Here is a 26,962-nt window from a genome sequence, read left to right as displayed (position 1 = left end):
CGTGGCTTATGACGACGGCTTCCCCCGTACGGAGGCGGTGCAGGACGTGACCGCGCGGGTCCTTGGGTCTTCCGGGGCCGGGTTGACCGCTGTCTACGTGCCGGCCGAAGGGGGCGGCGATCTTCAGCTGGCCGAGATGGTCGGAGACTCCGGCGACCCCTACGCACTGCCGACGAGCTACTCGCTGTCCGGCCACTCCCCCGTGGCCACCGCCTTCCGCACCGGCGCCCCCCAGTGGCTCGGCCCCGCCGAACTCGCCGCGGACGACGTCCTGGTTCCCGCCACCACCCCCGTCCCGGAGGACGGCCGCCCCGCCGGGGCCCCGCCGGCCGAGGTCTCGGTCGGGGTGCTGCCGCTGGGCGGGGACCCCCATCGGCTGGGCTGCCTGGTCGTCGTCGAGCCGACCGCGGAGGCCTTCGACGCCGACCGCCGCCAGCTGCTGGAGCTGCACGCCGACCAGGTGGCCGCGGGCCTGGAGGCGGTCGCGGCACGGATGATGGCGCGGACCGAGCACCGGTCGCTGCTCGGCCCGGGCCTGGACACCCTCCGCGGCGGCGCGTTCACCCTGGTGCTGCACACCGGCCGGATGGCGGCCGACACCCGGGTGCTGGAGCTGTTCGGCATCCCCCCGCAGGAGTTCGACCGGCGGGTGGAGACCCTGCTGGAGCGCACCGCCCCGGACGACATCCCCGCGCTGATGTCGATCGTCGAGCCGGGCGGGGTACCGGTCGCCGCCCAGCAGCTGTCGTTCCGCATCCGCCGTCCCAACGGCGAACTGCGCTGGCTGACGCTGCGCTGCCGGGTGCTGGTCGGCGCCGACGGGATGCCGGAGCGGATGCTCGGCGTGGTGGCGGACGCCTCGTACCTGCGGCCGAGCGCCGACGAGGTCTCCCTGGTGCAGCGGCTGTCGGCCGCGCTGGCCGGCGCCACCACCGTCCGGGACGTCAGCCGTGCCGTGGTCGCCACGCTGCGCACCCCGCTGTCCGCCGGCCGGGTCGCGGTGGCGGAGCTGGAGGCCGACCGGCTGGTGGTGACCCTGCTCCACCCTCCGGAGCCCGAGTACTGGCCCGAGACCTGGCAGGCCGAGTGGCGCTCGGAGTGGCCCGACGCCTCCTGCCATGCGCTGCCCACGCTGGAGAGCGTGCTGCGCGGCGGCCATGTGGCGGTCTGGCCCACGGGGGCCGAACTCGAACCGGGCTTGGCAGGCATCGGCCCCGGCGGTCTGGCCGTGCTGCCGCTGCCGTCCGAGGGGCGGATCGTGGGGGTCTGTCTCATCGGGTGGGAGACCGAGCACCGGTTCGGGCCGGAGGAGCGGTCGCTGCTGACCGCGACCGCGGGCCTGGTGGGGCAGGCCCTGGTGCGCGCCCATGCGCTGGACGCCGGGCATGAGCTCGCCACGATGCTGCAACGCAGCCTGCTGCCCCGCAAACTGCCGGAGCTGGCCGGCGGGGTGGCTGCGGTCCGCTACCTGCCGGCCACCATGGGGCTCGAGGTGGGCGGCGACTGGTACGACGTCATCCCGCTCTCCGACGGCCATGTGGCACTGGTCATCGGCGATGTGGAGGGGCACAGTGCGGGCGCCGCGACGATCATGGGCCAGATGCGCACGGCCATCAGGGCGTACGCGGTGGAGGGCCATCCGCCCGATGTGGTGATCGCGCACGCCAACCGCCTGCTGCTGGGCATGGAGACCGACCTCTTCGCCACCTGCTGCTACGTCGACCTGGACATGGAGGAGGGCCTGGCCTGGTTCGTACGGGCCGGGCACCTGCCGCCGCTGCTGCGGTACCCGGACGGCTCCACCGAGGAGATGACAGTCGAGGGCGGGCCCCCGCTGGGGGTGGCCGCGGACGGCGAGTTCCCGCTGACCGAGGTCGGGCTGACGCCCGGCACCGTCGTAGTACTGCTCACCGACGGCCTGGCCGAGTCCGCCAGCCTCCCGCTGGAGGACGGGATGCGCCGGGTGCGCGAGGTGCTCGGGGCGGCGGACCCCGCCGACGCCGGGCGGCTCGCCGATGACCTGCTCGGCAGCGCCAAGCGGCGGGACGACGACGTGGCGGTGCTGGTCCTGCGCTACGACGGGATGCGGGTCCGCCCGACCCGGGCCCGCTGGGCGGTGTGGCGGCTGCCGGACGCCGTGATGCACGCCCGCCGGTTCACCGCCCGCACCCTGCGCACCTGGGGTGTGACGGAGGAGATGGACGTGGCGCTGCTGGTGGTCTCCGAGCTGGTGACCAACGCCATCGCGCACACCCAGGGTGAGGTGCAGCTGGATCTGACGCTCGCCGCCGACCGGCTGCGGGTCGCGGTGAACGACGCCTCGCCACGGGCCCCGGTCAAGCCGACCAGCGTCGACTGGGAGGCGACCGGCGGCCGCGGACTGCTGCTGGTCGAGGCGATGTCGACGTCCTGGGGCTCGGTGCCGCTGAGCGGCGGCAAGCAGGTGTGGAGCGAGATCGGCCTGCAGCCGGGCGAACGGCTCGGCGCCGCGGACGGGTGAGGAGGTGGCGGTGGTGAGGGCACGGCTTCGGGGCGCCGCCGTGCTGGCCGGGCTGTGTCTGGTGGCCGGACCGGTGGCCTGCGGGGAGGCCGGCGGGGCGCGTACCGGGGGCGGCGCGGGTTCGCACGGCGCCCCGCGGATCGGTGTGCTGTTGCCGGACAACACCTCGCGCTTCTACCACTTCGACAAGCCGCTGATCGACAAGAAGATCCACCAGCTGTGCCCCGAGTGCCAGGTGGAGATCGTCAGTGCACAGCACGATGTGGCCACCCAGCAGCAACAGATGGACGCGATGATCACCAAACAGGCGGACGTGCTGATCCTGGACGCCACCGACTCCAAGTCGCTGCGCACCCCGGTCGAGAACGCGCGCCGGGCCGGTATCGAGGTGGTCTCCTACGACCGGCTGGTGGAGGGCCCGGTGTCGGGCTATGTCTCCTTCGACGGCGCCAAGGTCGGCCGGCTCCAGGGCGAGGCACTGCTGAAGGCCCTCGGCCCCAAGGCGCGCACCGGCGAGATCGTGATGATGAACGGGGCGACGACGGACCCCAACTCCGCCTGGTTCAAGCAGGGGGCGCTCGCCGTGCTGCGGGGGAAGGTGCGGATCGGCAAGGCCTACAGCACCGCCGGATGGCGTCCGGAGGCGGCCAACGCCAATATGTCCGCGGCCATCTCGGCGCTCGGCGCCGACCGGATCGCCGGGGTCTACTCCGCCAACGACGGGCTGGCCTCCGGCATCGTCGCCGCCCTCAAGGCCGCCAAGATCACACCGCTGCCGCCGATCACCGGCCAGGACGCCGAACTCTCCGCCGTCCAGCGGATCGTCGCCGGCGAGCAGTACATGACCGTCCTCAAGCCCTTCAAGCCCGAGACCGATGCCGCCGCGACCATGGCGGTCGCGCTGGCCCGCGGCAAGAAGCTGGACGGCCTGACCACCCACCACGTCAACAGCCCGACCACCCGCGGCATCCCGGCCGTGCTGCTCACGCCCGTGCCGGTGACCGCGGACCACATCAAGGACACCGTCGTCGCGCACGGCATGTACACCATCGACCAGATCTGCACCCCCAAGTACGCCGCCGCCTGTGCGCGGGCGGGGCTCACCAGGTAAGGCAGGTGCCCCATGGCAGCACCGCCGTTGCTGGCGCTGCGCGGGATCTTCAAGCGGTTCGGCGCGGTGCAGGCCCTCGCGGACGTCGATCTGGAGATCCGGGCCGGCCAGGTCGTCGCACTCGTGGGGGACAACGGCGCGGGCAAGTCCACGCTGATCAAGGTGATCGCCGGGGTCGACCCGGTCGATGCCGGCACCGTCGAGTGGAAGGGCCGGCCGGTGCACCTCTCCCGGCCGCACGAGGCCCAGGACCTGGGCATCGCCACCGTCTACCAGGACCTCGCGCTGTGCGACAACCTCGATGTGGTCGGCAACCTCTTCCTGGGCCGGGAGATCCGCCGCAGTGGTCTGCTGGACGAGGTGGAGATGGAGCGGCGGACCCTGGAGCTGCTGGACCGCCTCGCCATCCGGCTGCCCAGTGTGCGGATGCCGGTCGCCTCGCTCTCCGGCGGCCAGCGGCAGACCGTGGCGATCTGCCGCTCGCTGCTCGGTGAGCCCCGGCTGGTGCTGCTGGACGAGCCCACCGCGTCCCTGGGGATCGAGCAGACCGCGCAGGTCCTCGACCTCGTCGAGCAGGCCCGGGACCGCGGGCTCGGGGTGCTGCTGATCAGCCACAACCTGGGGGACGTCAAGGCCGTCGCGGACTGGATCGCGGTGCTGCGGTTGGGCCGTAACAACGGGTTCTTCGATGTGATGACCACCTCCCACGAGCAGATCATCTCCTCCATCACCGGGGCCACCGACAACGCGGTGAGCCGCCGCTCGGCGCCGGGCCGGGAGGTGGAGTGGTGAGCCGGCCGTGGACGCTGCCGCTGCGCAGGAACCGGTCGGCCGGCGACGGCCGGCCCCCGTCCGGGCGGGGCCGGCAGAACCCCCTCCAGGTCCTGCGGCGGCGGTTCCACAGCGGCGAGCTCGGCTCGGTTCCGGTCGTGCTGGGGCTGCTGGTGGTGTGGATCATCTTCGAGAGCCTGAACAAGAACTTCCTCTCGCCGCGCAACCTCTCCAGCCTGAGCGTGGACATCGTCGGGATCGGCCTGATCTCGACGGGCGTGGTCTTCGTGCTGCTGCTCGGCGAGATCGACCTGTCGGTGGGCTCGGTGAGCGGGCTGGCCGCGGCCACCTTCGCGGTGCTGAACGTGAACCAGGGCGTGCCGGAGGGCCTGGCGCTGCTGACGGCGGTGCTGGCCGGCAGCCTGATCGGCGCCTTCCAGGGGTTCTTCTTCGCCAAGGTCGGGGTGCCCGCCTTCGTCGTCACCCTCGCCGGACTCCTGGGCTGGAACGGCCTGATGCTCTACATCCTGGGCCCCAGCGGCACCATCAACCTCGACGACCAGGGCCTGGTCGCCATGCTGACCAGCTACTACTTCACCCATGTCGCCGCCGCGTACGGCGTGGCGGCGCTGGGCACCGCGGGGTACTTCCTGGCGTCGTACCAGGGCGTCCGGCGCCGCCGGGCCGCCGGGGTGCCGGCCCGGACGATGGGCGAGATCGCCCTGCGGACCGCGGCGCTGGCGGTGATCTCGTTGGCCGCTGCCGCCGTGCTCAACCAGTTCCAGGGCCTGCCGCTGGCCCTGCTGATCTTCCTGGTCTTCCTGGTCGGCCTCGACCAGGTCCTGCGCCGTACGCCCTACGGACGGATGATCTTCGCGGTGGGCGGCAGCGTCGAGGCCGCCCGCCGCACCGGCCTCAATGTGGACCTGGTGCGGATCTCGGTGTTCATGGTGTCGGGGACGATGGCCGCGATCGGCGGGCTGTTCCTGGCCTCCCGGGTCACCTCGGCCAGCCAGACCTCCGGATCGGGCAATCTGCTGATGGACGCCATCGCCGCCGCGGTGATCGGCGGCACCAGTCTGTTCGGCGGCCGCGGCCGGACCTGGTCCGCGCTGCTGGGCGTGCTGGTCATCCAGTCGATCGCCTCCGGGGTGGCCCTGATGGGCATCCAGACCGCCGTCCAGTTCATGATCACCGGTGGGGTGCTGCTGGTCGCGGTGGTCATCGACTCGCTGTCCCGGCGCGCTCAGCGGTCCCACGGGCGGGTGTGAGGCGGCCCCGCCGCGTCCGGTGGGCGCACCGGGCGCCGCCGGGTGCGTTTGCCCTCCGCCCCGCCACGGAAGGCATCGCCCGATGTCCGCGCTCACGCACGCCCTGTCCATCGCCGGATCGATGACCTGGGAGATCACCTGGGCACTGATCCTGGGCTTCGCGCTGTCCGCGGTGGTCCAGGCGGTGGTGCGCAGGTCCACCGTCGTCGGCGCGCTCGGGGACGACCGTCCGCGCACCCTGGCGCTGGCCGCCGGGCTGGGGGCGGCGTCCTCGTCCTGTTCGTACGCCGCGGTCGCGCTGGCCCGGTCGCTGTTCCGCAAGGGGGCGGACTTCACCGCGGCGATGGCCTTCGAGATCGCCTCCACCAACCTGGTCATCGAACTGGGCGTCATCCTGGCCCTGTTGATGGGGTGGCAGTTCACCGCGGCGGAGTTCGTCGGGGGTCCGCTGATGATCGTGTTGCTGGCCGTGCTGTTCCGGCTCTTCCTGCGCGAGCGGCTGCTGGGCCAGGCCCGGCAGCAGGCCGACCGGGGGCTGGCCGGTGCGATGGAAGGGCATGCCGCGATGGACATGTCCGTGCGGCAGGAGGGGACCTTCCTACGGCGGCTGGGCTCCGCCGCCGGGTTCACCGCCACCGCCCATGTCTTCGTCATGGAGTGGGCGGCGATCCTCAAGGACCTGGTCATCGGCCTGCTGATCGCCGGGGCCATCGCGGCCTGGGTGCCGGACGGCTTCTGGCAGGCGTTCTTCTTCGACGGGCACCCGCTGGCCGCGAAGCTGTGGGGACCGCTGGTCGGCCCGCTGGTGGCGATGGCCTCGTTCGTCTGCTCCATCGGCAATGTGCCGCTGGCGGTGGTGCTGTGGCACGGCGGCATCAGCTTCGGCGGGGTGGTCGCCTTCATCTTCGCCGACCTACTGATCCTGCCGATCCTGAACATCTACCGGAAGTACTACGGGGCCAGGATGTCCCTCTTCCTGCTGGCCACGTTCTATGCGGCGATGGTCGTGGCGGGCTACGCCGTCGAGTTCCTCTTCGGCGCGCTGGGCCTGGTGCCCAGCCGGTCCCAGGCCCGCATCCCGATGGCGGGCGTCTCCTGGAACTACACCACCTGGCTCAACATCGCCTTCCTCCTCCTCGCCGCCGTCCTGGTCGTCCGGTTCCTGCGGACCGGCGGCCGGGACATGCTCCGCATGATGGGCGGCTCCCCCGACCAGCGCCGGCCGGCCTGAGCCCCCGGTCGCCGTGCACGGAGTACGGCCCTGGGCGGACGCTGGAGGTAGAGCGGTTCACCCGGTCCGGCCACGGCCGGGCGGAGGAGAGGAGCGAGGCGATGGAGGACGTCATCACCGCCGGCGTGGACGGTACGCCGGAGTCCCTGTCCGCCGTCCGGTGGGCGGCGCAGGAGGCACAGCTGCGGCGGGCGCGGCTACGGCTGCTGCACGCCTGGGTGCTGCTCGCTCCCGAGCCGGAGGCCGGCCCCGTCACCGAGGAGGACGACCAGAACTTCTGGCCGCACCGGATGATGGACGAGGCCGAGGCGGCGGTCCGCGCCGAGCACCCGGACCTCCCGGTGGACCGGGAGCTGGTGGCCGAGGACCCCTACGACGCCCTCAAGGAGGCCGCCGGACGGTCGGACCTGCTGGTCCTCGGCTCGCAGAACCTCGGCCCGATGTCGCGCTACGTACTGGGCGAGCTGGGGCTGAAACTGGTGGCGCACACCCGCACCCCGGCGGTGCTGGTCCGCGCCCGGCTGGACGCCCCGGCGGGCGGACCGGGCGGGGACGTGGTGGTCGGCGTCAGCCTGCACGAGCCCTGCGAGGCGCTGCTCGCCTTCGCCTTCGACAGCGCCGCCCGCCGCGGTGTCCCGCTGCGCGCCGTGCACGGCCGGCATCTGCCGTCCTACGCCTACAACCGCGGTGGCGGCGTGGAGCCGTACGCCGCCGAGGACGCCGCGCAGACGGCCCGGCAGGAGCTGGCCGCGGCGCTGCGCCCGTGGCGGGAGAAGTACCCGGACCTGGTGGTGGACGCGCGGGTGGAGATGGAGAGCCCGGCGCCGGCGCTGCTGCACGACACCGCCGACGCGGCGCTGCTGGTCGTCGGGCGCCGGCACCGCCACCTGCTGCCGACGCCCCGGATCGGCCACGTCGTCCAGGCGGTGGTCCATCACGCTCCGTGCCCGGTGGCGGTGGTGCCGCACGAGTGAGAAGGCGGATGATGACGGTAGAGGACACAAGCCGCCCGTCGGGAAGCTGAGGTGCGCCATGGCGAACACAGTCGAGTGGCCCGTTTGCCTGTCCCTCGTCGAGGAGGGCGGCACGACCACGGCCCGCGTGGTGCTCCGTACCGCCACCGCCGCCTTCACCGGGCACGGCACGGCCCGGTGCAGCCCCGACGACCCGGACGTACCGGAGATCGGGTACGAGATCGCGGCCGGGCGGGCGCTGAAGGACCTGGCCGGGCAGCTACTCCGGGTCGCGGACGACGAGTTGGTGGGCGTCGGCGCCGCACCGCCCCGGCGCGAACAGCGCATCGCCTACGGCTGGACGAGCGCCCTGGGCTGAGCCGGGGCGCGGCGCCGGGCCGGTGTCCCGGCCCTGGAAGGAGCCCTTCATGGCGGATGCCACGATCACCGACCTGTACGAAGTGAGCATGGCGCTGTCGTACCTCCGGGAGGGCATGGAGCGGCCGGCGACCTTCAGCTGCTTCGTACGGGCCCTGCCGCCGGAGCGGGGCTTCCTGGTCGCCGCGGGCGTCGAGGCGGTCCTCGACCATCTGGCGGGGTTCCGGGTGGGGCGCGAGGACGTCGAGGTGTTCGCCGAGGCGCTCCGGCGGCCGGCCCGGGAGCTGGCCCCGCTGCGGGACCTGCGCTTCACCGGCGAGGTCCGGGCGGTGCCGGAGGGCCGGGTGATCTTCGCCAACGAGCCGCTGCTGGAGATCACCGCGCCGCTGCCGCAGGCACAGCTCGTCGAGTCGTTCGTGCTCAACCAGCTCAGCTACCGCACCGCCATCGCCGCCAAGTGCGCCCGGTGTGTGCTCGCCGCGCGGGGGCACCCGGTGGTGGACTTCTCGCTGCGGCGCACCCACGGCACGGAGGTCGCCCACGAGGTGGCGCGGCTCGGTGCGATGGCCGGCTTCGCGGGCACCAGCAATGTCGCGGCGGCGCACGCCGAGGACCTGCCGGCGGTCGGCACCATGGCGCACTCGTACGTCGAGGCGTTCGAGGACGAGGAGGCGGCGTTCACCGCCTTCGCACGCTGCCATCCGGGGCCGGTGACGCTGCTGGTGGACACCTATGACACCGCGTCCGGGGTCGCGGCGGCGGCACGGGTGCTGACCGCGCTGGGCCGCGGGGACGGCTCGGCGATCCGGCTGGACAGCGGCGATCTGGCCCAACTGGCCCGCCGGGCACGGGCGATGCTCGACAACGCGGGCCTGCCGCAGGTGCGCATCGTGGCCAGCGGCGGGCTCGACGAGTTCGCCGTGCATGACCTGGTGGCCGCGGGCGCGCCGATCGACATCTATGCGGTGGGCACCCGGGTCGGGGTGAGCGCCGACGCCCCCTATCTGGACTCGGCGTACAAGCTGGTCGCCTACGACGGGCGGCCGGTGATGAAGCTGTCGGCGGCGAAGGTGACCGCGCCGGGCCGCAAGCAGGTCTTCCGTCGGCCCGGCTGCCTCGACGTCATCGGCCTGGCCGACGAGCCGCCGCCGGCGGACAGCACACCGCTGCTGGAGCCGCGGATGCGGGCGGGTGAGCGCTGTGCGCCGCGCGGCCGGCTGGCGGAGGCCCGGCGGCGGCTGGCGGACGACCTCGGTGAACTGCCCGCGGCGGCCCGGCGCATCCGGTCGCCGCAGCCCGTGCGGCCGCTGGTCTCGCACCGGCTGTCGGTGCTGACGCACCGGGTGCGGCGGCGGACCGAGCGCGAGGTCCTGGCACCGTTCGCCTGACCCGGCGCCGGTCAGGCGCGCTGCGGGACGACCGCGACCGGGCAGGCGGCGTGGCACAGGGCGGAGTGCGCCACCCGGCCGAGCGGCAGCCCGAAGTGCCCGTGCCGGCTGCCCGCGCCGACGACCAGCAGATCCGCGGCGGCGGCCCGGTGGACCAGCATTTTGTGGGCCGGGCCCTCGACGGTGGTGCGGCGGACGGTCACCTCCGGGTAGGCCGCGGCGGCCTCACCGAGGGCCCGGCCGAGCAGCTGCGCCGCCTGCCGCTCGTGGTCGGCCGGGGCCGCTCCGGCCGACCCGGCCCGCTCAGCAGCCGGGCAGCGCCACGTGCGCACCGCCTTCAGCAGGCAGTCCCGGGCCGCCGCCTCCCGGAAGGCGAACCGTACGGCCTCCGAGGCCTGCCACGGCTCGCCGACGCCGAGGAGCACACAGCGGTGGGTGCCCGCCAGGCCGGCCGGGTCACCGCGCACCACGATCACCGGGCACCGGGCCCGGGACGCCACCGCCAGCCCGACCGACCCCAACAGCAGGGCGCTGAGTTCACCGTGCCCGCGTGACCCCAGGACCAGCGCGGACGCCGAAAGGCCCACGCGCAGCAGACCGGTGACCGGGGCGTCGGCCCGTACCTCGCCGGTGACCTCGACGTGCGGGCGGCGGCAGCGGGCCTGCGCCACGGCGGTGGCGACGAGGCCCTGTGCGGGGTCCGGCGCACGGGGCCGCTCCAGGTCCGTCGCCGACGCCCACGCGGAGCGCTCCCGGACGGCGGCGTGCACCACCCGCAGCTCCAGGCCGTGCAGCGCCGCCTCGTCCACCGCCCAGTCGAGCGCCCGGAGGGCGGGGTCCGAGCCGTCCACGCCCACGACCAGGGGCCGCACCATGGCCGCCACCGCCTTCCGCTGGACGTCCCCCGTTCCGGGTGGCCCCTCCATGGTCACCCCGCCCCGCGGCGCCCGCCAAGGCCGGCCGTGCGGCGCGCCCCCGGCCTCCAGCCGTGGTGCCATGGAAAGGACAGCGACGAACGGAACGTCACCATGACCGGACCGTCACCATGACTGGCGCCTCGCCCCTGGCCGGCTGTCTGCACTCGCTGCGGGCGGTGGTCTTCGACACGGACGGGGTCATCACCGACTCGGCCCGGGTGCACGCCGCGGCGTGGAAGGGCGCCTTCGATCCCGCTCTGGCGGCGGCGGGGCAGCGCCCCTTCGACCCGGTGACGGAGTACCTGCGTCATGTCGACGGCCGCACCCGGCTGGACGGGGCGGCCGCGTTCCTGGAGTCCCGGGGCCTCGATCTGCCGCTGGGCGAGCCCGGCGACGCCCCCGGCACCGGCACCGTGCACGCCGTCGCGGCCCGCAAGGAGGAGCTGTTCACCGCGCGACTGCGGGCCGGCGACATCGTGGCCTGGCCCGGCACCGTACGGCTGCTGGCGGCGCTGCGTGACGCACGGGTGCCGTGCGCCGCCGTCTCGGCGTCCCGGCACGCCACCGAGCTGCTGTCCGCCGCGGAGGTGCTCCCGTTCTTCGCCGCGGTGGTGGACGGCAAGGAGGCGGGCCGGCTGCGGCTGCCGGGCAAACCGGACCCGGCGCTCTTCCTGGAGGCGGCCCGCCGGCTCGGTGTCCCGCCCGAGGACACCGCCGTCGTGGAGGACGCGCTGGCCGGCGTCGAGGCGGGCCGGCGCGGGGGGTTCGGCCTGGTGGTGGGCGTGGACCGGGCCGTGGGGCCGACCACCGCGGCCGCGCTGCGCCGCCGGGGCGCCGATGTGGTGGTGGCCGACCCCGGTGAGTTGCTGACGTCCGGGGAGGGCTGATGCCGGCCACCGGGGCCCGCGCCTGGACCTGGACGTACGAGGGGTACGACGCGGGCGCGGAACGGCTGCGCGAGACGCTCTGCGCGCTGGGCAACGGCTACTTCGTCACCCGCGGCGCGGCCTCCGAGGTTCTGTCCGGGTCCGGCCACTACCCGGGTACCTATGCGGCCGGCTGCTACAACCGGCTCTCCTCCACGGTGGCGGGCCGCACGGTCGAGAACGAGGACATGGTCAACCTGCCCAACTGGCTCCCGCTGCGCTACCGGATCCGCCCCACCGACGCCGACCCCGGCCCCTGGCTCTTCCCCGGCCACACCCAGCTGACCGAGCACCGGCAGAGCCTGGACCTGCGGCACGGCACGCTGACCCGCTGGACGGTGTACGTCGACGAGCAGGGCCGGCGGCTGGGTGTGGAGCAGCGCCGGCTGGTGCACATGGGCGAGCCCCATCTGGCGGTGCAGCGCACCTCGTTCACCGCCGGCGGATGGGCGGGGGCGGTGGAGGTGGAGTCGGGCATCGACGGTGCGGTGCGCAATGCCGGTGTGGAGCGCTACCGGGGGCTGGCCGACCAGCATCTGCGGGGGTGGGAGACGGGCAGCGAGGGGCCGGGCACGGTGTGGCTGAGCTGCCGCACCCTCGACTCGGACATCCGTATCGCGCTCGCCGAACGGGTCCGGGCCACCCCCGGCCGCGGTGTGACCCCCCGGCCGGAACTCTCCGTGCTGCGGGCCGGCCAGACGCTGGCGCTCCCGGTCACCTCGGGCGCCACGGCGGTGGTCGACAAGACGGTGGCCCTGTACACCTCCCGTGACCCGGCGATCGAGAGCCCCCGGCACGCGGCGGTGGACTGTGTGGCCCGGGCCCCGCACTTCCGGCAGTTGCTGGCCTCGCACCGGCGCGCGTGGGAGGACCTGTGGCGGCAGGCGAAGTTGGAGGTGCCCGGGGACGCCGGCCGGATCCTGCGGCTGCACCTCTTCCACGTGCTGCAGACGCTTTCGCCGCACACCGCAGAGCTCGACGTCGGGGTGCCGGCGCGGGGCCTGCACGGGGAGGCGTACCGCGGACACGTCTTCTGGGACGAGCTGTTCGTGCTGCCGTTTTTGAACCTGCACCTGCCACAGGTCTCCCGGGCGCTGCTGAACTACCGCTACCGCCGGCTTCCGGCGGCCTGCCTGGCGGCCGAGGAAGTGGGCCGGGCGGGGGCGATGTACCCGTGGCAGAGCGCCGGTGACGGGCGCGAGGAGACCCAGCAACTGCACCTCAATCCGCGGTCGGGCCGCTGGCTGCCCGACCATTCCCGCCTCCAGCACCACGTGGGCTCGGCGATCGCCTACAACGTCTGGCAGTACGGGCAGGCCAGCGGCGACACCGAGTTCCTCCAGACCCGGGGCGCCGAAATGGTGCTGCAGATCGCCCGGTTCTGGGCCTCGGCCGCGGTGTGGGACCCGGTGCTGGGCCGGTACCGCATCCGCGGGGTGGTGGGCCCCGACGAGTACCACGACGGCTACCCCGGGGCCGCGGAGCCGGGCGTGGACGACAACGCGTACACCAACGTCACCGCGGCCTGGGTGCTGCTGCGCGCCCTGGAGCTGTGCCGCACCCTGCCCGAGGCCCACCGGCGGCAGCTCTACGAGCACATCCAGCTCACCCCCGACGAGCCGGAGCGCTGGGAGGACGTCGCGCATCTGCTGCACGTGCCCTACCACCGGGGCGTGATCAGCCAGTTCGCGGGCTACGAGGACCTCGCCGAACTGGACTGGGAGGGGTACCGGCAGCGCTACGGCGACATCCGGCGGCTGGACCGCATCCTGGAGGCCGAGGGGGACACCGTCAATCGCTTCCAGGCCTCCAAGCAGGCCGATGTGCTGATGCTCGGCTACCTCTTCTCCCCCGCCGAGCTGTCCGCGGTCTTCGCCCGGCTCGGCGCTCCGCTCGACGACGACATCTGGCACGCCACCGTCGAGTACTACCTGCGCCGCACCAGCCACGGTTCCACCCTCAGCGCCCTGGTCCACGCCTGGGTGCTGGCCCGCGTCCAGCGGCCGGACGCCTGGACGTACTGTGAGGAGGCACTGACCGGCGATGTGGCGGACGTCCAGGGCGGCACCACCGCGGAGGGCATCCACCTGGGGGCGATGGCCGGCACCCTGGACCTGGTGCAGCGCGGCCTGACCGGTCTGGAGACCCGCGACCGGACCCTGTGGCTGGACCCGGCACCGCTGCCCCAGCTGTCGGTGTTCGGGGTCCGCATCCGCTACCGCCGCCACTGGGACATCGACCTGCGCATCCGCGACGAGCAGGTGCGGATCGCGGTGCCGGAGTCGGAGAACGCGGCGGTGCGGGTGCGGTTGCGGGACCGGACGTTCAGCATCGCGCCGGGCACGACCCGACGGCTGGACCTGCCGGACGCCTGACCCCACTGCACCGGGTCCGGCCGGTCACCGCCGCAGCGGTCCCTCGCAGCTGAAGTCGGAGGTGCCGGCCTTGCCCGTGGACCAGATGGTGGTCGGGCCGAAGGAGCAGTTCATATCGGCGAAGTTGGTCGCGGCGGGCCTGGCGCGGTCGAGCAGGAAGTAGTCCACCGTCTCGGACATGTCCTTGAAGACCTGGTCGGCGCTGCCGGAGTTGCCGAGGTTGGCGGTGATCCGGCCGGTGCAGACGAACCGCCCGTGCTCGGCGTCCCCGGTGTCCTTGCAGGTCGGCGGGTTGGCGGTGGCCTTGGTGAAGGCGCTCTGCACCCCCGCGGCGTCGGCGAGGGTCAGCTCCTGGTCGGGTACGAACACGGTGTGCGGGACGAAGAGGTCGTCGACGCGGGCGATCTGCTGGTCGAGGAAGGCGTCGTACTGCTGCTGGAGGGCGGTGTCCGCGCCCTGCTGGTTGCGCCAGGCGTCGAAGGCGGCGGGGGCGTCGGCGCGCAGGTACCGGTACATCTCCTGGAGCTTCGCCGGGTGGTCGCGCCACAGGAACTCGAAGAAGGTTCCGGCGTAGGAGTAGAAGCGGAACCCGTCGTGGTCGTAGGTCGCGTGCAGCAGTTCGTTGACGGTCATCCGCGGCCCGCCCCCGGAGGTGTCCGCGATGATGTCGCGGACCAGGGACTTGCGTACGGCGATGCCGTCGTCGCGGGTGGAGCCGTCGAAGAACTCGGCGCTGCCCTCGTCCATGGCGGTGGTGCGGTCGCCCTCGTACCAGGGGCCTTCGCCGAAGAAACCGGGTACCGCGAAGCGGCCGTTGAGGTAGTGGACGTACTCGTGCCGGAAGAGCTCTTCGAGGGTGAGGGAGGAGTCCTGGGGGACGCGGCGCTGGTAGGTGTAGAAGGTGGCGCCGCGCTCGATGTAGACACCGCCGTTGTTGGTGCCCATGCCGGTGAGCAGCGGGTGGTAGACCTCGTAGTCGGCGCGGGAGGCGTACAGCACGATGGTCAGGGTGGTGTTGGGGTCGCCGGCCAGCGGTTCGGTGGTGCCGAGCACCCGGTGGAACTGGGCCCTGACCTGCTTGGACGCATAGTAGAGCTGGTCGACGGTGGCGCGGTCGAGGGCGGTGCGGACCTTGAGGGCGCCGTTGTCGTAGGAGTAGGTGTACGGGAAGATCCGCTTCTCGATGTCGTCCTTGCAGACGCCGTAGGGCTTGCAGGCGTCGAAGGTGTTGAGCCAGGAGGCGACCTTGGCCCAGGGTTCGCTGCCCTCCCCGAAGTTCCGGACGGTGGTGGGCAGCAGGGCGCCGAGGTCGGCGGTGATCGCCGCCTTGAGGGAGTCGATCTGGCCGAACCTGCCGTACTCGCCGAGGGCGTCGCGGACGACCCAGGCGTTGGCGGTGCCCTTGAGGTGGGTGTAGTCGGCGAAGGCCTTGAAGGCGGCGCGGTAGGCGGGGTCGCCGGTGACCGCGGCCCGGAACCCGGTGTCCTGGTTGCCGGGGTAGACGCCCAGGTAGTTGAGCGAGAGCGCGGCGAAGGCGGCGTTGCCCCAGGCCGGGTCGTGGTGGGTGGCGGTGTGCGCCGGGTCCATGGTGGCCAGGACCTTCTGGACCAGGCCGAGTTGGTACTGGCGTCCGCCCGGCCCGCTGACGGCGTAGAGGGCCTCGCGCAGGGTGTCGGCGTTGGCCCGGGTGGTGTCGAAGGTGTGGGCCGCGGCGCTGAACGCGTCGGCCGCGGCGCGTATCGCCTGGACGGTCGGGGCGTCGGTGGTGTCGATCTCGTCGTGCGAGAAGTCGTGGTAGGCCACCGCGTGCAGGTAGGTGAACATCTCGTACAGGTGGCCGGTGTTCTTGCCGTCGTGGCCGGCGGCGAGGGAGGCGATGCGCCGGGCCACGGTCTGGACGTGGGCGTCGGACATGACGGGGATCAGCCGCGGGTCCCACTTCCAGATGAGGTCGCGCAGGCACCCGTCGGCGGTGACCGCGGGGTCGGCGAGGAAGTCGGCGAACCGGTCGGGGCTCAGCCCGGTGATGCCGTCGAGGGTGCAGGGGGCGACGGCCGGCTCCGTGTGGTGAGCGGCGGCGGGGCCGGTCCGCGGGCCGGGGATCCGGCCGTACGCGGTGAGCGCGCGGGGCGCGGGGGCCGGGGCCGCGGTGGTGAACGCGGGGGCGGTGGCCAGGCGTTGGGCGTGGTCGCGGGGGTTGTCGGCGGGCCGGTGCGCGGGCTTCGGTGCGGCCTTCGGCGGGTGCGGGTGGGCGGCCGGCGCCGGGTGCCGGGGGGCGGCCGCGGCGGTCTGGGCGAGGGGGGTCGCGAGTGCGGCGACGAGGGTCGCCGTCAGCAGGAGTCTGCGCGGGAAGCGCGAGTGGGCCACCTGAACCTCCGGGCGGGGGTGGGGGGTTGAGTGGGGTTCACGGCGAGGGGGGCCTTCACCCCACAAGGTGTGACCCATAACATAGTAATGTGAAATTGCACTGACAAGGCTTCAGGAAAAGGTCATCGCGCATTTCCCCGGAGGTTCCCCGTGCCCCTGCGTGCCGCCCAACTCCACACCGGCAGCCATGACTTGCCGGTGTCGGACGCCCTCGCCCGCTTCATGACCGGCGGCTGGGCCGCCACCCCGCTCCCCGACGACTCGCGCGTCCCCGGCTTCGACCGGCTCGCCGGCCGCCGGGCCCGGCTGGCCGCCCGCTTCCCCGGCGAACGCCTGCTCGTCCCGGCCGGCGGGCTCAAGGTGCGCTCCCACGACTGTGACCACCGCTTCCGCCCGCACAGCGCCTACGCCTGGCTGACCGGGCTGACCGGCGAGGACCAGTCCGGGCACGTCCTGGTGCTGGAGCCGGACGGCGAGCCGGTGCTGTACCTCCGGCCGCGGTCCCCCCGGGACGAGGGCGGGGAGTTCTACCGGGACCGCAAGTACGGTGAGTTCTGGGTCGGCCGGCGCCCCGACCTGGCCGAGGCCGAGCGGCTGACCGGCGTCCGCTGCGCCCATCTGGCCGATCTGCCCCGCCTCCCGCCCGGCCGGGACGCCGCGCGCGACCCCGAACTCGCCTCCGCACTGGCCGAGTTGCGGCTGGTGAAGGACCCCTGGGAGGTGGGCCAGATACAGCAGGCCGTCGACCACACCGTCACCGGCTTCGAGGACGTCGTCCGCGCGCTGCCGGCCGCGCTGCGGCATCCCCGGGGCGAACGCTGGATCGAGGGCGTCTTCCAACTGCGGGCCCGCGCCGAGGGCAACGGCACCGGCTACGAGACCATCGCCGCGGCCGGAGCACACGCCTGCGTACTGCACTGGACCCGCAATGACGGCCCGCTCGACCCACGGCAGCTGCTGCTGCTCGACGCGGGCGTGGAGACCGACGCACTCTACACCGCGGACCTCACCCGCACCCTGCCGCTGTCTGGGCGCTTCTCCCCCGTCCAACGGCAGGTCTACGACCTGGTGCTGGCCGCTCAGGACGCCGGGATCGCCGCCCTGCGGCCGGGTGCGAGCTTCCGCGACTTCCACCGGGCCTGTTCCGCGGTGCTCGCGGAGGGCCTCGCCGACTGGGGCGTCTTGCCCGTCCCCGCGGCGGAGTCGCTCACCGCCGACAGCGGCCTCCACCGGCGCTACACGCTGTGCAGCTCCGGCCATATGCTCGGGCTCGACGTGCACGACTGCGCCCGGGCCCGTGCGGAGCAGTATCTGGACGGGGTCCTTGCGGAGGGCCAGGTCCTCACCGTGGAACCGGGCCTCTACCTCCAGCCCGACGACGAGACGCTGCCCCGCGAACTGCGCGGCATCGGGGTCCGCATCGAGGACGACCTGGTGATCACCGCGGACGGTGCCTGCCTGATGTCAACGGCCCTGCCGCGCACCGCCGATGCGGTGGAGGAGTGGATGGACGGACTGCTCTCCGCGCCCGCCTGACCGGCCGGCGCCGCCCCGCGCGCCCGGCCCGGTCAGCCCTGGTGCGCGGCCCGCGCGGGCGGCACCGCGGCGGCCTCGCCGCCCTGCGCCCACAGATGACGGACATGGCCGAGGTGGCGGGCCATACAGGCCTCCGCCGCCTCGGCGTCCCCGGTCAGCATCAGAGCGAGCAGCTCCAGATGTTCCTCGGCGGACGGCAGCAGCTGGTCGCGCTCGTCGAGCCGGGTCAGGCCGTACAGACGGGACCGTTTGCGCAGGTCGCCGACGGTCTCGACGAGCCGGTCGTTGCCGCTCAGGCCCAGCAGTGCGAGGTGGAAGCGGCGGTCGGCCTCCAGGTAGCCGATCAGGTCGTGGGCGCGGGCCGCGGCGACGATCTCTTCGGCGGTCGGGCGGAGCGCTTCGAGCTGTGCGCGGGTGGCGGTGCGGGTGACCCGGCCGACGACGGGGACCTCGATCAGCGCCCGGATCTCGGTGTACTGGTCCAGATCGCGCTCGCTGACCTCGGTGATCCTGAAGCCCTTGTTGCGCACCGGCTCGACCAGCCCCTCACGGGCCAGGTCGAGCATGGCCTCGCGCACCGGTGTCGCGGAGACCCCGAAGTCCGCGGCGAGGCCGGGGGCCGAGTAGACGGCGCCCGGCCGGAGTTCACCGGCTATCAGGGCCGCACGCAGCTGATGGGCGACCTGGTCGCGCAGCCGTTCTTGAGCGGTGACCAGACTGCGGTGCTTGAGTTCCCCCATGATGGCCCTCCGGATGCCCCTTCGAGTCGGCGCGAAGTGCCAGCGTACAATGTCACGTTACGCAAACCGGCAGGCAGGGCCCCGACGGGAGCGCCCGGCGCCCGGCGCCGCCCGGCGGTCACAGCTGGAACCCGGCGGGGAAGGGGTCGGCCGGGTCGAGGAAGTACTGCGCGGTACCGGTCAACCAGGCCCGTCCGGTGACGGTGGGCACGACCGCGGGCCGCCCGCCGACCGTGGTCTCGCCGATCAGCCGGCCGGTGAACTCCGTGCCGATAAAGGACTCGTTGACGAAGTCCTGATGGAGCGTCAGCTCACCGCGGGCGTGCAGCTGGGCCATCCGGGCCGAGGTGCCGGTGCCGCACGGCGAGCGGTCGAACCACCCCGGGTGGATGGCCATCGCGTGCCGGGAGCGGGTGGCGTCGGAGCCCGGCGCGGCGAAGTAGACGTGCTTGAGCCCGCCGATCGCCTCGTCCTCGGGGTGCACCGGCCGGTCGGTGGCGTTGACCGCGGCCATCAGCGCGAGCCCGGCGGCCAGGATGTCGTCCTTGCGGGCCCGGTCGAAGGGCAGCCCGACGCTGTCGAGCGGCAGGATCGCGTAGAAGTTGCCGCCGTAGGCGAGGTCGTAGCTGAGCGTGCCGTAGCCGGGGACGGTGACCTTGCGGTCGAGGCCGGCGCAGAACGCAGGGACGTTGGTGAGGGTGACGGCGGTGGCCGCCCCGTCCGTCACCGCCACCCGCGCGGTGACCAGGCCGGCGGGGGTGTCCAGCCGTACGGTCGTGACCGGTTCGTGCACCTGCACCATGCCGGTCTCCACCAGGACGGTGGCCACCCCGATCGTCCCGTGTCCGCACATCGGCAGGAACCCCGAGACCTCGATGAACAGCACGCCGACGTCGGCGTCGGGGCGGGTCGGCGGTTGGAGGATCGCACCGCTCATGGCGGCGTGGCCGCGCGGCTCGTTCATCAGCAGGGTGCGGACGTCGTCCCGGTGCGCGGCGAAGTGGCGGCGGCGTTCGGCCATGGTGGCACCGGGGACGGTGCCGATGCCGCCGGTGATCACGCGGGTGGGCATGCCCTCGGTGTGCGAGTCGACGGCGTGGAAGACATGGCGGGTGCGCATCGTTGCCCCTCTCAGTGGTGGCCGTCGGCGAGCAGCTTCTCGGTGGCGGCGCGGACGGTGTTCGCCTGCTCGTCGGTGAGCGGGAAGCGGGGCGGCCGGGTCGGGCCGCCGTGGTGGCCGGCGAGGTCCATGGAGAACTTGATCGCCTGGACGAAGGCGGGCTTGGAGTCCCAGCGCAGCAGCGGGTGCAGCGCGCGGTAGAGGGGCAGCGCGGTGTCCAGGTCGCCGGCGGCCGCGGCCCGGTAGAGGGCGGTGCACGAGGCGGGAAGGGCGTTGGGGTAGCCGGCGATCCAGCCGACCGCCCCGGCGACGGCGAGTTCCAGCAGCACGTCGTCCGCACCGATCAACAGGTCGAGGTCCGGGGCGATTTCGGCGATCTCGTACGCCCTGCGGACGTCCCCGCTGAACTCCTTCACGGCGACGATGCTGCCGTCGCCGTGGAGCGCGCCGAGCAGCTGCGGGGTGAGGTCGACCTTGGTGTCGAAGGGGTTGTTGTAGGCCACGACGGGGACCCCGACCGCGGCCACCTCGGCGAAGTGCGCCCGGACCGCGGCCTGATCGGCCCGGTAGCCGTTGGGCGGCAGCAGCAGGACGGAGCCCGCGCCCGCCTCGGCGGCCCGCTCGGCCCAGCGGCGCGACGCGGCGCTGCCGTAGGCGGAGACGCCGGGCATCACCCGGTCGCCGTCGCCGCCGGCCGCCTCCACGGCCGTACGGACGACCCGGATCCGCTCGTCGTCGGTGAGGGTCTGGTACTCGCCGAGCGAGCCGTTGGGCACCACGCCGTCGCAGCCGGCCGCGAGGAGCCGGGCGACCTGGGCCGCATAGGCGTCGTGGTCAACGGAGAGGTCGTCGCGCAGCGGGAGGGTGGTGGCGACCATGATGCCGTGCCAGGGACGGGTGCGGGTGGCGGCCATACGAGCTCTCCTTACGGTTGGTGGTCGGCCCGGGTGCCGCCTTCGGGCGGCCCGGGTGTGTCGATGAGGTGGCTGAGGACGACGGGACAGGCGAGGGGCCGGCGGCCGGGCCCGGCGGCGGCGTCGCCCGCGAGGTGCTCGACGGCCGCGCCGCACATCCGCCCCTGGCACCAGCCCATTCCGGCCCGGGTGAGCAGCTTGACGGTGCGGGGGTCGCGGGCGCCGAGGTCCGCCACCGCCTGCCGGATCCGGCCGGTGCTGACCTCCTCGCAGCGGCAGACCTCGGTGTCCGCCCGCAGCCAGTGGGACCAGCCGGGGCCCGGGGCGTGGACCAGAGCCATCGCGTCGGCGAACCGGCGCAGGCGGTCACGGCGCCGCCGCAGCGCCCGGCCCGGCCTCCGCCGGGCGATCGAGCGTGCCGCCACCTCGCCTTCCAGGAAGGCGAGTTCGGCGCCACCGACGCCCGCCGTCTCCCCCGCCGCCCAGATTCCCCCGACGGTGGTCCGCTGCTGGTCGTCGACGATCAGGGCGTGCCCGCCGTCGGGCGTACGGCGGGTGGCGCAGCCCAGTGCGGTCGCCAGCTCCAGCTGCGGCACCAGGCCGTGGCCGACGGCGAGCGCCTCGCAGGGGATGCGCACCCCGGTGTCCGGCAGCGGGCGCCAGTCCCGGCCGAGCCGGCTCAGGGTGATGGCCTCGACCCGGTCGGTGCCGTGCACGGCGGTGACCGCGCTGCGGCTGCGGAGGCGGACGCCGTGCCGGAGGAGGGTGGCGGTGTGTCCGGCCGCTTCGAGCAGCTTGCGGGGGTTGGCGGCCAGGGCGCGGGGCGTACGGGCGTAGCCGCGGTAGCCGCTCGCCTCGGCGACGACCGGCACGGTGGCGCCGGCGGCGGCCAGCGCACCGGCCACGGCGAGCAGCAGCGGTCCGCTGCCCGCGACCACGATCCGCCGGCCCGGCAGGACCAGCCCGGACTTGAGCATCGCCTGGGCGCCACCCGCACCGATCACGCCCGGCACCGTCCAGCCGGGGAAGGGGAGTTGACGCTCGTGGGCGCCGGTGGCGAGCAGCACGGTGCGCGCGGTCGGCCCGACCGCCGGGCCCGCGGCACCGTCCGGCCCGGTCACCGCGTGCACCGTCCAGTGCGCCGGATCGTCGGCGTCCCGGGTGACGGCCCAGACGTGGTGGTCGGCGTAGTGGTGGACCCGGCCGGCGGCGAGCTGGGCGTCCAGCCGGGCGGCCCGGCGGGCGAAGGCGCTCCAGGAGTGGTGCAGCGCCTGGGGGCGGGCGGCGCCGAGGCCGGGGGCGGGCTGCCGGTAGAACTGGCCTCCGGGGCGGGCGGCGGAGTCGATCAGGGCCACGGTCAGGCCGAGTTCGGCGGCGGCGGTGGCGGCGGCGAGCCCGGCCGGACCGGCTCCGACGACGGCGAGGTCGTGGACGGCGGGCGGGGCGTCAGACGGCGAGGTCGGCACGCCCGTGTCCCTCCTGGGTGGTGACGGCGTCCCCCGGCCGGGCCGGGACCAGGCAGGCCCGCTGGTTGGGGGTGCCGTTGACGGTGGCCAGGCAGTCGAAGCAGGAGCCGATGCCGCAGAAGGCGCCGCGCGGCCGGCCGGTCCGCCGGGTGGTCCGCCAGGAGAGCACGCCCGCCGCCCAGAGCGCGGCGGCGATGCTCTGCCCGGGCAGCGCGGACAGCGGGCGGCCGTCCAGACTGATCTCGAACGCCGGTTCCGGTGTGGCGCGTACGAGGTCTGCGGGGGTGCGGCGACGGGTCATACCGGGCTCCTCTCGGTGAAGCGGTCCGGACGGAACGGAGCGGGGTCCAACGGCGCGGCGGCGCCGGTCAGCGCGGCGGCGATCAGCCGGCCGGTCGCCGGGGCGAGGCCGATGCCGGCACCCTCGTGCCCGCAGGCGTGCAGCAGGCCCGGGGCGCGGGGATCGGGGCCGATGGCGGGGAGGTGGTCCGGGAGGTACGGGCGGAAGCCCTGGTAGGTGCGCAGCACACGGACGGAGGCCAGCACCGGGAAGAGGGCGGCGGCCTGGGCGGCGAGGCGGCGCAGCACCTCGGCCGAGAGCGTGCGGTCGAAGCCGACGCGTTCCCGGCTGGCCCCGATGAGCACCGGCCCGGCCGGGGTGCCCTCGACGACGGCGGAGGTCTGCAGCGCCGCCGAGCCGCTGGCGACATCGGCGACGTAGTCGGCGGCGTACACCTTGCGCCGTACCACCCGCGGCAGCGGCTCGGTGACCAGTACGAATCCCCGGCGCGGCAGCACCGGGACGGTCACCCCGGCCAGCGCGGCGAGCCGCCCGGCCCAGGTGCCGGTGGCGTTGACGACCGCGGGGGCGAGCAGGTCGCCCCGGGGTGTGCGTACCCCGCGTACCGCTCCGCCGGGCCCGCGCAGTACGGCGGTGACCTCCGCGCCGAGGTGGAGCCGGGCGCCGGAGGCGCGCAGCAGATGGGCGGCGGCGAGGGCGGGTTGGACCTGGGCGTCCTGCGGGTAGAGGACGCCGCCGGCGAGGCCGGGCGCGAGGTGCGGCTCGACGTCCCGCAGCCGACCGGCCGGGAGCGGGGTGCGGTCCACGCCCGCGGCGGCCTGGGCCCGGCTGAAGGCGCGCAGGGCGGACAGCCCCGGCTCGTCGGCGGCGACCACCAGTCCGCCCTTGGTCTCGTACTCGATCTCCGGCGGGAGCTCGTCGGCCAGTTCGCGCCACAACCGGGTGGAGAGCAGCGCGAGGTCGAGCTCGGGTCCGGGCTCCTTGTCGGAGACCAGCAGATTGCCTTCGCCGGCGCCGGTGGTCCCGCCCGCGACGGCGCCGCGGTCGACGACGGCGACGGAGAGGCCGGACCGGGCGGCGTAGTAGGCGCAGGCCGCGCCGACCACGCCGGCCCCGACGACGACAACATCGGAAACGTCCAGGTGGTGTCCGTGTCTCTTGGGCACGTCAGTAATATGTCACACAACACAGGTCCTGAGAAGGGGACTTGACCGCACCACGGATCAACCAGCCCTGGTTCAAGCCGCTTTGCACTCCCCCGCCACCCCAAGGACCGCGCCACCCACCACGCCAGCAACACCCCCGACAGACAACCGAATCCGTTGCCTCCATTGCCATAGACAACGAATTTAGGCATGCGATAGACACTTCTCCATGGAATCAGCCGATGATGCCGTTCCCTCCCCCGCCTCTCCCCGGCGGTTGGCGGAGACCGACCGCACCCGCCACCGCCGCCTGCGCGAACAGGGCCGGCACGACCGAGACGCGCTCGACGCCGTGCTGTCCGCCGGATTCGTCTGCCATCTGGGGGTGGTCGTCGACGGCACCCCGCTGGTCGTGCCCACCGTGTACGGCGCGGACGGCAGCACGGTGTACTTCCACGGGTCGGTGGCCAGCCGCAGTCTGACCGCCTCGCCGGGGGCGGAGGTCTGTCTCACGGTGACCCATGTCGACGGTCTGGTGCTGGCCCGCTCGGTGTTCGAGCACGGCGTCAACTACCGCAGTGCGATGGTGTTCGGGACACCGCGCCCGGTGACCGATCCGGAGGAGAAGCTCGCGGGTCTGCGCTGCCTCACCGAACAGGCCGCTCCCGGCCAGTGGGACTACGCCCGCCGCCCCAGCCGCAAGGAGCTGGCGGCGACGGCGCTGCTGGCCCTCCCGCTCGACGAGGCCTCGGTGAAGGTCCGCACCGGACCGCCGGACGACGGCGACGGCCCCGACGCCGAACTCGGTCTGTGGGCAGGGGTGCTCCCGCTCCACACCTCCTGGGGCCCGCTCCGGCCGGACCCGCTCCTGCCGGCCGGCCTCGCGCCGCCGGCCCACCTCGCCGGCCGGCCCGGCACCGCGTGGCCGGGGCAGCGGTAGGACGCCGCCGGGACCACTTTCCCGTGCCTCGGCAGGCATAGCGTGGTCGTATGGACCAGACGGACCCGGCCGGGCCACCGCCGGACCGCGACGACGCTGCCTTCCCCGCGCACCGCGCACCGCGCTGCCGCGGGCTCGCGGAACTGGACGCCGAGGTGTCCGGCTGCCGCGCCTGCCCGCGGCTGGTGGCGTGGCGGGAGGAGGTGGCGGCCCATCCGCGTGCGGCGTACCGCGGCGAGGAGTACTGGGCGCGGCCGGTGCCCGGCTTCGGCCCGTCGGACGCGGCGCTGGCCGTCGTGGGCCTGGCGCCGGCCGCACACGGCGGCAACCGCACCGGCCGGATGTTCACCGGCGACGCCTCGGGCGACGTCCTGTTCGCGGCCCTGCACGCGGTGGGGCTCGCCTCCCGACCCACCGCGACGCACCGGGGTGACGGACTGGAGCTGTACGGGGTGCGGATCACCGCGCCGGTGCACTGCGCCCCGCCGCAGAACCGACCGACGCCCGCCGAACGACGGACCTGTAGCCCCTGGCTCGCGTCCGAACTGGCGCTGCTCGGACCGGGGTTGCGGGCGGTGGTGGCACTGGGCGGGTTCGGCTGGCAGGCGCTGCTGCCGGTGCTCGCCGAGGCGGGCCGGCCGCTCCCCCGCCCCCGCCCCGCCTTCGGCCACGGGGTGCACCTGACGCTGCCGGCCACCGACCGGCTGCCCCCGCTGCACGTCCTGGGCTGCTACCACCCCAGCCAGCGGAACACCTTCACCGGCGTGCTCACCTTCGACATGCTCGTCGAGCTGCTGGCCCGGGCGGCCGGTCTGGCGGGGCTGAGCGACGGGGGCGCCGGGCGGCCGGGCGGGCCCGACCGCGAAGGACCCCAGGGGGATCAGGGCGCACCGTAGACGGGCAGCGGCGGCTCGGCGGTGGTGAGCAGGGTGCGGACGGTGTCGCCGGCCTGCGCCGGGGTCCAGCGGCCGGCCTTGTCCGCGGTGGGGCCGGGGCGCCAGCCCTCCATCACGGTGATCCGGCCGGCCTCAGCCTCGAAGACCCGCCCGGTGACCCCCTCACTGGCGGACGAGGACAGCCAGACGACCAGCGGGGAGACGTTGTCCGGGGCCATGGCGTCGAAGGCACCCTCGGCCGGGGGTGCCATCCGCGCGGCGAAGGCCTGCTCGGTCATCCGGGTGCGGGCGGCCGGGGCGATGGCGTTGACCTGGACGCCGTAGCGGGCCAGTTCGGCGGCGGCGACGAGGGTGAGGCCGAGGATGCCGGCCTTGGCAGCGGAGTAGTTGCCCTGGCCCACGCTGCCGAGCAGCCCGGCTCCGGAGCTGGTGTTGACGACCCGGGCATGCGGCGCCCGGCCGGCCTTGGCCTCCGCCCGCCAGTGGGCCGCGGCGTGCTTCAACGGCAGGAAGTGGCCGGTGAGATGGACGCGGAGCACGGCCTCCCAGTCGTCCTCCTCGAGGTTCACCAGCATCCGGTCGCGCAGGAACCCGGCGTTGTTCACCAGGGCGTCGAGGCGGCCGTAGGCGTCCAGGGCGGTGGCCAGGAGCGAGGCGGCGCCGTCGGAGGTGGTGATGTCGCCGGTGTGCGGGACGGCCCGGCCGCCCCGGGCGCGGATCTCGTCGACGACCTGCTGGGCGGGTCCGGCGGAGGTGCCGGTGCCGGACGCCGAGACGCCGAGGTCGTTGACCACGACCTGGGCGCCCTCGGCGGCGAGCGCCAGCGCATGGGCTCGGCCCAGGCCGCGGCCGGCTCCGGTGACGGCGGCGACCCGCCCGGTGCAGATTCCGGTCATCTCAACTCTCCCTGGCGCTCGGGGCGGTGACGGGGTGGTGGGCGGTGGCGGCGGCGAGGAAGGCGGGGCGCTCCCCGCCGCCGTGCAGGAGCAGACTGGCGCCGGTGAGGTATCCGGCGCGGTCGGAGGCGAGGAACACACAGGCCTCGCCGACCTCGGCGGGCTCGGCGAGCCGCCCGAGCGGCACGGTGGCGCCGACCGCGGCGACACCGGCCGCGTCGCCGTAGTGCAGGTCCGAGAGTTCGGTGTGCACCATGCCGAGGACGAGGGTGTTGACGCGGACGGCCGGCGCCCACTCCACCGCCATCGAACGGGCCAGGTGGTCCAGCCCCGCCTTGGCTGCCCCGTAGGCGGCGCTGCCGGGCGAGGGGCGGCTGCCGCTGACGCTGCCGATCATGATGATGGAGCCGCCGGCGGGCCCGCTGCGCAGCACCTCGTAGGCGGCGAGGGAGGCGGTCAGCGGTGCGGTGAGGTTGAGGTCCAGGACCCGGGCGTGCCGCTCGGGGGCCGCGTCCGCCAGCAGCCGGTGCGGGGTGCCGCCGGCGTTGTTGACCAGGCAGTCCAGCCGGCCGTACTCGGTGGCGATGCGGTCGAAGAACTCCCGTACGGCCGCCGGCTCGCGCAGGTCCAGGGGGCGGAAGCGGGCGGTGCGGCCGGCCGCCCGCACCGGGGCGTCCGGCGGGCGGCGGGCGCAGACGACCACCTCGGCGCCGGCCTGCAGGAAGGCGCGTGCGATGCCCGCGCCGACCCCGCGGGTGCCGCCGGTGACCACGGCCAGCCGCCCGGACAGATCGAGGGTCAGGCTCATTCGGCACCCCTC

23 protein-coding genes are annotated in these 26,962 nt (G+C 74.2%); 13 read left to right on the top strand and 10 right to left on the bottom strand.

Annotated features, from left to right (window positions below; translation table 11 throughout):
• Position 1 precedes the first annotated feature (1 nt).
• The 8 genes from AB0G84_RS05150 (at position 2) to AB0G84_RS05115 (ending at position 9,603) form a co-directional block, all read left to right on the top strand.
• Positions 2-2,500 carry a SpoIIE family protein phosphatase gene (locus tag AB0G84_RS05150; RefSeq protein WP_361315700.1) on the top strand — a complete coding sequence of 833 codons (2,499 nt, stop codon included), beginning with the start codon at positions 2-4 and terminating at the stop codon, positions 2,498-2,500.
• Between the two features lie 13 nt (positions 2,501-2,513).
• Complete coding sequence (locus tag AB0G84_RS05145; RefSeq protein ID WP_361315698.1) at positions 2,514-3,611, top strand: substrate-binding domain-containing protein; 1,098 nt, start codon at positions 2,514-2,516, stop codon at positions 3,609-3,611.
• 12 nt (positions 3,612-3,623) lie between these two features.
• The gene (locus tag AB0G84_RS05140; protein ID WP_361315696.1) at positions 3,624-4,403 is read left to right on the top strand and encodes an ATP-binding cassette domain-containing protein; all 780 of its coding nucleotides are present in this window, start codon (positions 3,624-3,626) and stop codon (positions 4,401-4,403) included.
• A gap of 92 nt (positions 4,404-4,495) precedes the next feature.
• Positions 4,496-5,653: a sugar ABC transporter permease gene (locus AB0G84_RS05135; RefSeq protein ID WP_361316792.1), complete on the top strand. Its 1,158-nt coding sequence runs from the start codon at positions 4,496-4,498 to the stop codon at positions 5,651-5,653.
• A gap of 82 nt (positions 5,654-5,735) precedes the next feature.
• Positions 5,736-6,884, top strand: a complete 1,149-nt coding sequence (locus AB0G84_RS05130) for a permease (protein WP_361315693.1) — start codon at positions 5,736-5,738, stop codon at positions 6,882-6,884.
• Between the two features lie 101 nt (positions 6,885-6,985).
• Entirely contained in the window at positions 6,986-7,858 is an 873-nt protein-coding gene (locus tag AB0G84_RS05125; RefSeq protein WP_361315691.1) for a universal stress protein, read from the top strand.
• A gap of 58 nt (positions 7,859-7,916) precedes the next feature.
• On the top strand, positions 7,917-8,216 hold the full coding sequence (locus AB0G84_RS05120) for a DUF1876 domain-containing protein (protein WP_361315688.1): 300 nt from the start codon (positions 7,917-7,919) through the stop codon (positions 8,214-8,216).
• Positions 8,217-8,265: 49 nt separating this feature from the next.
• On the top strand, positions 8,266-9,603 hold the full coding sequence (locus tag AB0G84_RS05115) for a nicotinate phosphoribosyltransferase (RefSeq protein WP_361315685.1): 1,338 nt from the start codon (positions 8,266-8,268) through the stop codon (positions 9,601-9,603).
• Positions 9,604-9,614: 11 nt separating this feature from the next.
• Here AB0G84_RS05115 and AB0G84_RS05110 read toward each other — a convergent pair whose 3' ends face one another.
• Positions 9,615-10,529 carry a universal stress protein gene (locus tag AB0G84_RS05110; protein ID WP_361315683.1) on the bottom strand — a complete coding sequence of 305 codons (915 nt, stop codon included), beginning with the start codon at positions 10,527-10,529 and terminating at the stop codon, positions 9,615-9,617.
• A 119-nt stretch (positions 10,530-10,648) separates the two neighbouring features.
• Between AB0G84_RS05110 and AB0G84_RS05105 the strand changes: the two genes are divergently transcribed.
• Entirely contained in the window at positions 10,649-11,407 is a 759-nt protein-coding gene (locus AB0G84_RS05105; protein WP_361315680.1) for an HAD-IA family hydrolase, read from the top strand.
• The gene (locus tag AB0G84_RS05100) at positions 11,407-13,821 is read left to right on the top strand and encodes a glycosyl hydrolase family 65 protein (RefSeq protein WP_361315677.1); all 2,415 of its coding nucleotides are present in this window, start codon (positions 11,407-11,409) and stop codon (positions 13,819-13,821) included. The genes AB0G84_RS05105 and AB0G84_RS05100 overlap by 1 nt, the downstream gene beginning before the upstream one ends.
• A 24-nt stretch (positions 13,822-13,845) precedes the next feature.
• Here the strand turns inward: AB0G84_RS05100 and AB0G84_RS05095 are convergent, their stop codons facing one another.
• Entirely contained in the window at positions 13,846-16,188 is a 2,343-nt protein-coding gene (locus AB0G84_RS05095; RefSeq protein WP_361315675.1) for a collagenase, read from the bottom strand.
• A 150-nt stretch (positions 16,189-16,338) separates the two neighbouring features.
• Here AB0G84_RS05095 and AB0G84_RS05090 point away from each other — a divergent pair, with 150 nt between their 5' ends.
• A complete protein-coding gene (locus AB0G84_RS05090; protein WP_361315673.1) occupies positions 16,339-17,724 on the top strand; it encodes an aminopeptidase P family protein in 1,386 nt (461 codons plus the stop codon).
• Between the two features lie 32 nt (positions 17,725-17,756).
• Here AB0G84_RS05090 and AB0G84_RS05085 read toward each other — a convergent pair whose 3' ends face one another.
• The 6 genes from AB0G84_RS05085 to AB0G84_RS05060 all read right to left on the bottom strand — a co-directional run bounded on the left by AB0G84_RS05085 (position 17,757) and on the right by AB0G84_RS05060 (position 23,431).
• The gene (locus AB0G84_RS05085) at positions 17,757-18,464 is read right to left on the bottom strand and encodes a GntR family transcriptional regulator (protein ID WP_361315670.1); all 708 of its coding nucleotides are present in this window, start codon (positions 18,462-18,464) and stop codon (positions 17,757-17,759) included.
• A 118-nt stretch (positions 18,465-18,582) separates the two neighbouring features.
• Positions 18,583-19,584: a proline racemase family protein gene (locus AB0G84_RS05080; RefSeq protein WP_361315668.1), complete on the bottom strand. Its 1,002-nt coding sequence runs from the start codon at positions 19,582-19,584 to the stop codon at positions 18,583-18,585.
• An 11-nt stretch (positions 19,585-19,595) separates the two neighbouring features.
• On the bottom strand, positions 19,596-20,498 hold the full coding sequence (locus AB0G84_RS05075; protein WP_361315665.1) for a dihydrodipicolinate synthase family protein: 903 nt from the start codon (positions 20,496-20,498) through the stop codon (positions 19,596-19,598).
• 11 nt (positions 20,499-20,509) lie between these two features.
• Positions 20,510-21,964, bottom strand: a complete 1,455-nt coding sequence (locus AB0G84_RS05070; RefSeq protein WP_361315663.1) for an NAD(P)/FAD-dependent oxidoreductase — start codon at positions 21,962-21,964, stop codon at positions 20,510-20,512.
• Positions 21,945-22,265, bottom strand: a complete 321-nt coding sequence (locus tag AB0G84_RS05065; RefSeq protein ID WP_361315661.1) for a (2Fe-2S)-binding protein — start codon at positions 22,263-22,265, stop codon at positions 21,945-21,947. The genes AB0G84_RS05070 and AB0G84_RS05065 overlap by 20 nt, the downstream gene beginning before the upstream one ends.
• The gene (locus AB0G84_RS05060; RefSeq protein WP_361315658.1) at positions 22,262-23,431 is read right to left on the bottom strand and encodes an FAD-dependent oxidoreductase; all 1,170 of its coding nucleotides are present in this window, start codon (positions 23,429-23,431) and stop codon (positions 22,262-22,264) included. The genes AB0G84_RS05065 and AB0G84_RS05060 overlap by 4 nt, the downstream gene beginning before the upstream one ends.
• Positions 23,432-23,639: 208 nt before the next feature.
• Here AB0G84_RS05060 and AB0G84_RS05055 point away from each other — a divergent pair, with 208 nt between their 5' ends.
• Both AB0G84_RS05055 and AB0G84_RS05050 read left to right on the top strand, forming a co-directional pair.
• Positions 23,640-24,350 (top strand): pyridoxamine 5'-phosphate oxidase family protein, encoded by a 711-nt coding sequence (locus AB0G84_RS05055; protein ID WP_361315656.1) that lies wholly within the window; start codon positions 23,640-23,642, stop codon positions 24,348-24,350.
• 50 nt (positions 24,351-24,400) lie between these two features.
• Entirely contained in the window at positions 24,401-25,246 is an 846-nt protein-coding gene (locus AB0G84_RS05050; RefSeq protein ID WP_361315653.1) for a uracil-DNA glycosylase, read from the top strand.
• On the opposite strand, the gene AB0G84_RS05045 is transcribed toward AB0G84_RS05050, so the two are convergent.
• Both AB0G84_RS05045 and AB0G84_RS05040 read right to left on the bottom strand, forming a co-directional pair.
• The gene (locus AB0G84_RS05045) at positions 25,231-26,142 is read right to left on the bottom strand and encodes an SDR family oxidoreductase (RefSeq protein ID WP_361315650.1); all 912 of its coding nucleotides are present in this window, start codon (positions 26,140-26,142) and stop codon (positions 25,231-25,233) included. The two genes, AB0G84_RS05050 and AB0G84_RS05045, sit on opposite strands and share 16 nt — an antisense overlap.
• 1 nt (position 26,143) lies before the next feature.
• On the bottom strand, positions 26,144-26,950 hold the full coding sequence (locus tag AB0G84_RS05040) for an SDR family oxidoreductase (protein WP_361315647.1): 807 nt from the start codon (positions 26,948-26,950) through the stop codon (positions 26,144-26,146).
• Positions 26,951-26,962 lie beyond the last annotated feature (12 nt).

The organism is Streptomyces sp. NPDC020742 (assembly GCF_040641675.1).
GTDB lineage: Bacteria > Actinomycetota > Actinomycetes > Streptomycetales > Streptomycetaceae > Streptomyces.
The sequence above is the reverse complement of the archived record's forward strand: the minus strand, read 5'-3'. Positions and strand labels throughout refer to the sequence as shown.

Excerpts from the sequence above, each read along its gene's own strand:
- AB0G84_RS05140 (WP_361315696.1), top strand. The coding sequence starts at position 3,624 with ATGGCAGCACCGCCGTTGCTGGCGCTGCGCGGGATCTTCAAGCGGTTC.
- AB0G84_RS05130 (WP_361315693.1), top strand. The coding sequence starts at position 5,736 with ATGTCCGCGCTCACGCACGCCCTGTCCATCGCCGGATCGATGACCTGG.
- AB0G84_RS05125 (WP_361315691.1), top strand. The coding sequence starts at position 6,986 with ATGGAGGACGTCATCACCGCCGGCGTGGACGGTACGCCGGAGTCCCTG.
- AB0G84_RS05120 (WP_361315688.1), top strand. The coding sequence starts at position 7,917 with ATGGCGAACACAGTCGAGTGGCCCGTTTGCCTGTCCCTCGTCGAGGAG.
- AB0G84_RS05115 (WP_361315685.1), top strand. The coding sequence starts at position 8,266 with ATGGCGGATGCCACGATCACCGACCTGTACGAAGTGAGCATGGCGCTG.
- AB0G84_RS05110 (WP_361315683.1), bottom strand. The coding sequence starts at position 10,529 with ATGGAGGGGCCACCCGGAACGGGGGACGTCCAGCGGAAGGCGGTGGCG.
- AB0G84_RS05105 (WP_361315680.1), top strand. The coding sequence starts at position 10,649 with ATGACTGGCGCCTCGCCCCTGGCCGGCTGTCTGCACTCGCTGCGGGCG.
- AB0G84_RS05100 (WP_361315677.1), top strand. The coding sequence starts at position 11,407 with ATGCCGGCCACCGGGGCCCGCGCCTGGACCTGGACGTACGAGGGGTAC.
- AB0G84_RS05085 (WP_361315670.1), bottom strand. The coding sequence starts at position 18,464 with ATGGGGGAACTCAAGCACCGCAGTCTGGTCACCGCTCAAGAACGGCTG.
- AB0G84_RS05080 (WP_361315668.1), bottom strand. The coding sequence starts at position 19,584 with ATGCGCACCCGCCATGTCTTCCACGCCGTCGACTCGCACACCGAGGGC.
- AB0G84_RS05075 (WP_361315665.1), bottom strand. The coding sequence starts at position 20,498 with ATGGCCGCCACCCGCACCCGTCCCTGGCACGGCATCATGGTCGCCACC.
- AB0G84_RS05065 (WP_361315661.1), bottom strand. The coding sequence starts at position 22,265 with ATGACCCGTCGCCGCACCCCCGCAGACCTCGTACGCGCCACACCGGAA.
- AB0G84_RS05055 (WP_361315656.1), top strand. The coding sequence starts at position 23,640 with ATGGAATCAGCCGATGATGCCGTTCCCTCCCCCGCCTCTCCCCGGCGG.
- AB0G84_RS05050 (WP_361315653.1), top strand. The coding sequence starts at position 24,401 with ATGGACCAGACGGACCCGGCCGGGCCACCGCCGGACCGCGACGACGCT.
- AB0G84_RS05045 (WP_361315650.1), bottom strand. The coding sequence starts at position 26,142 with ATGACCGGAATCTGCACCGGGCGGGTCGCCGCCGTCACCGGAGCCGGC.
- AB0G84_RS05040 (WP_361315647.1), bottom strand. The coding sequence starts at position 26,950 with ATGAGCCTGACCCTCGATCTGTCCGGGCGGCTGGCCGTGGTCACCGGC.